The organism is Bacillus sp. 05T31 (assembly GCF_056396725.1).
Window position 1 is genome coordinate 1 of the sequence record NZ_JBFTMA010000495.1, and the last position, 3,367, is coordinate 3,367.

Annotated in this window: 6 protein-coding genes; 2 read left to right on the top strand and 4 right to left on the bottom strand. The window is 32.4% G+C overall.

The genetic code is table 11. The annotated features are described in order from the left end of the window. The first annotated feature begins 207 nt into the window (after nt 1–207). On the top strand, nt 208–300 hold the full coding sequence (locus tag AC1DJR_RS22730) for a putative holin-like toxin (protein ID WP_001289318.1): 93 nt from the start codon (nt 208–210) through the stop codon (nt 298–300). A gap of 228 nt (nt 301–528) precedes the next feature. On the opposite strand, the gene AC1DJR_RS22735 is transcribed toward AC1DJR_RS22730, so the two are convergent. Next, entirely contained in the window at nt 529–1,350 is an 822-nt protein-coding gene (locus AC1DJR_RS22735) for an HNH endonuclease (RefSeq protein ID WP_429688367.1), read from the bottom strand. A gap of 149 nt (nt 1,351–1,499) precedes the next feature. On the opposite strand from AC1DJR_RS22735, the gene AC1DJR_RS22740 reads away from it, so the two are divergent. After that, a complete protein-coding gene (locus tag AC1DJR_RS22740) occupies nt 1,500–2,585 on the top strand; it encodes an AI-2E family transporter (RefSeq protein ID WP_000837889.1) in 1,086 nt (361 codons plus the stop codon). 222 nt (nt 2,586–2,807) lie between these two features. Here the strand turns inward: AC1DJR_RS22740 and AC1DJR_RS22745 are convergent, their stop codons facing one another. From AC1DJR_RS22745 to AC1DJR_RS22755, 3 genes are read right to left on the bottom strand one after another with little or no spacing between them, the layout of a single operon-like run. Then, nucleotides 2,808–2,948 carry a YrzI family small protein gene (locus AC1DJR_RS22745; protein ID WP_002013395.1) on the bottom strand — a complete coding sequence of 47 codons (141 nt, stop codon included), beginning with the start codon at nt 2,946–2,948 and terminating at the stop codon, nt 2,808–2,810. A 27-nt stretch (nt 2,949–2,975) separates the two neighbouring features. Continuing rightward, entirely contained in the window at nt 2,976–3,116 is a 141-nt protein-coding gene (locus AC1DJR_RS22750; protein ID WP_000672237.1) for a YrzI family small protein, read from the bottom strand. A gap of 26 nt (nt 3,117–3,142) precedes the next feature. Beyond that, nucleotides 3,143–3,286, bottom strand: coding sequence for a YrzI family small protein (locus AC1DJR_RS22755; RefSeq protein ID WP_477003567.1), 144 nt, complete (start codon nt 3,284–3,286; stop codon nt 3,143–3,145). Nucleotides 3,287–3,367 lie beyond the last annotated feature (81 nt).

The window sequence follows — 3,367 nt, forward strand, 5'->3', positions numbered from 1 at the left end:
GGTTTTCGTCGTAAACAATTAAAAAATATGATAAAATTAAGAGGTAACTTATGGTACGGTTGGTTGTTCAATTATCACTTCTCCGAGTAGGAGGGGGGTGGGTTTTCGTCGTAAACAATTAAAAAATATGATAAAATTAAGAGGTAACTTATGGTACGGTTGGTTGTTCAATTATCACTTCTCCGAGTAGGAGGGGGGTGATAATAATTGAGTGAAATTGCGTTGTTATTGCAAGGTGGACTGTTTCTCATTGCATTGTTAACGTTTATTGTCGTCTTAATTGACAAGCTCAAAAAATAACAACCCACCTATGCCTATAGAAAGTGGGTTGTTGTGTTTGTACGAAACAAATAGGATAAATGAACAATCCAATCTGCTAAGTTACGTGGACTAGTGTGTAGCCGCACACTAGTTTTTTTTATTTATATACAGGTTTTAATTGTTTTATGTGATTGTATTGTTCTTTTCACACTCATTATAACACAGTGTCTTTTCATGAAGAAAGGAGACCGTATGTTCCTATATGGATTAAATAGAACGTGTAGTTTCTTTAAATAGCCCATCCATATACTGTTTTAAACTTTCCACAAAAAATCCTTTTTTGTCTACATTATTTACGCCGACAATTGGTGATAGAAGATTGTATCTTTTTTCTGATAAATGAACAACAACATCAAAAATATCAAATAGGCGAATGAAGCAGAATAGACCGTCTTTATCACTAAGTAAAATAAAGTAATGGTTTTCGCTCGTTGTATTTAATGTATTCCATAAAGAGCTTTTGCTTAAGTCACGAACGATACTCTTTTCCTTTAATTCCATGAAATCGGCATTTAATAGAATGGTAGAAATATCAATCGCATCTGGATCGTCAAAGTAGCCATCAATTGTTTGTACAGCAAAAGTATAAGCCATTTTTAATACACTCATTTTATATTTACGGTTATCTAAAAGCAATTCACGTTGAATAGAACTAGCTACTTTTGTTACGCGCTCTTCTTTCCAAATTTCATTATGTAATGAAATATCGTGCTTTTTACATAGTTTCATAATTAATGCATTGGAATAAAGTATCTCATCACTTACTTCGACTACATCTGTCTCAGCGGCTGCTAGCTCCTCACCATGTTCATTCGTATAGAGAGGGGAATCGATTTGTTTTTTCATTTGCTCAATCTTATATTGACTTAATTTATGTCTAATTAAAGGACGATCAATATTTGTTGTCATATGTTCATGACATGAATCACAAATTGAATTTATGAAATAATATCCACATAATATCTCTGGAATGACATATTGTTCACTAAGTTCTTTCGTATCTTTTCTGCAAATGATGCATTGTGTCATATTTATCACCTTTACCTGCAAATTTGTCTGTAATCTCATTGTAGTGTATTTAATGGGATTTTGGAATATTGTAAAGGAAAATATTATGTGAAATCTAAGTTTAATTTGGTACAATGAAGAGAAGTGCTAGTTTAAAGGAGGACGTTTTTTTGAAATCGAAAGTGCACTTTTGGACATTAGAAGTGCTGATGGTTGTAGGAATTATATTTATTTGCACAAAAATATCGTTTCTATTTCAACCGATTGGTATCTTCATATCAACATTATTTTTCCCAATTTTAATCGCGTTATTTTTATACTTCATATTTAACCCATTGTTAGTCTTTTTGGAGAATAAAAAAGTACCTAGAGGTTTAGCGATTTTACTACTGTATCTTTTTATCATCACATTAACTGGAGTTGCTATTGGAGTAGTTGTTCCAACCATCTCACAACAGTTAATGGATTTAGTAAAAAATATGCCGACTTACATAAAAGAGGGAAAAGTATACATACAAGATCTATCCCATCATAGATTATTTGAATGGCTATCTACACAAAACTACGTTTCCATTGAGACAATTGAGAAAAATGCAATTGAATACTTAAAGGAAATACCAAACACACTTACGTCGAGTGCAACGGCTTTATTTGGTATTATCACGAACGTGGCGTTAGTTATCTTTACAGTACCGTTCATTTTATTTTATATGTTTAAAGATGGACATGCATTTCCAGGAAAAGCTGTTAGTGTATTACCAGAGTCTTACCGTGAAGAAGGACTTCGTATCATAAAGGAAACGAACGAAACATTATCTGCATATATTCAAGGTCAAGCGCTCGTTTGTATGTTTATTGGTGCCTTTACATTTACTGGTTATTTAATCATCGGTTTACCGTATGCTTTCGTTTTAGGAATTATCGCAGCATTTACAAATATAATTCCGAACTTAGGTCCATTTATCGGAGCAGCACCAGCTGTCATTATAGGTCTGTTCGTATCTCCGATGCAAGCTCTGTACGTAATTATTATAGTAACAATCGTACAACAGTTTGAAAGTAACATCATTTCACCGCGTATTATGAGTTCAAAATTAAATATCCATCCGTTGACAATTATCATCCTTATTTTAGGGGTAGGTAATTTCGCGGGAATTATCGGAATGATTTTAGCAGTACCAGCTTATGCGGTAACAAAAACAGTTGTTTCGAACTTAGTGAGATTGTTTAAGACGAAACGAAGTAAACGGAAATAGAATATGTTGAGAAAGATACACCGCTTAATAAAAAGGGGTGTATCTTTTATTTTTTAGTGTATGAAATACTTATTATTGTATATTTTTTACACATCAAATCAGGCGGTGAATTTTTGTTAAATGAACTATGTGGAATCCCTCTGAACTATCCAAATCATTTCTTTACACCGCGTTATTAACATCATAATYGACTCCTTTCATTTCTAATATAAGTTCAAACAATTATAGGTGAGTGTAGTACTTGCTTCTACGATCACGAATTTCATCTATAATCTTTTTATACTGTTCCTCTTGTTTTACTTCATTTGCAGATATAGTTTCTTTTTGAATCGTAATGGTTAAAAAGAAAAGGTGAAACCTCATACATGAATTCCTCCTTTCGAATAGGAATTACAGGTGACTACAATAATGACTTTGTCGTTCTTTTACGTTGTACATAGCCTGCTCAATTTGTCGGTCATGAAGCATATCAGACTCAGACAGTTTATTTTTTTGAATGGTAATCGTTAAAAATAATACTCTGAATTTCATTGGATTTTTACCCCTTTATAATGTATTTAGTAAAGACGATTGTAATAAGAGGACTGRCGCTCTTTYACWTCRTCCATAATRWTTTTWATTTGTTGTTCACGAGAAATTTCATCTTTTGAAAGTTTRYGYTTTTGAATGGTAATCGTTAAAAAGAAAGCYTTAAATTTCATTAGGAWATTACCCCTTTATAATTTATTTAGTAAAGACGATTGTAATAAGAGGACTGGCGCTCTTTCACATCATCCATAATG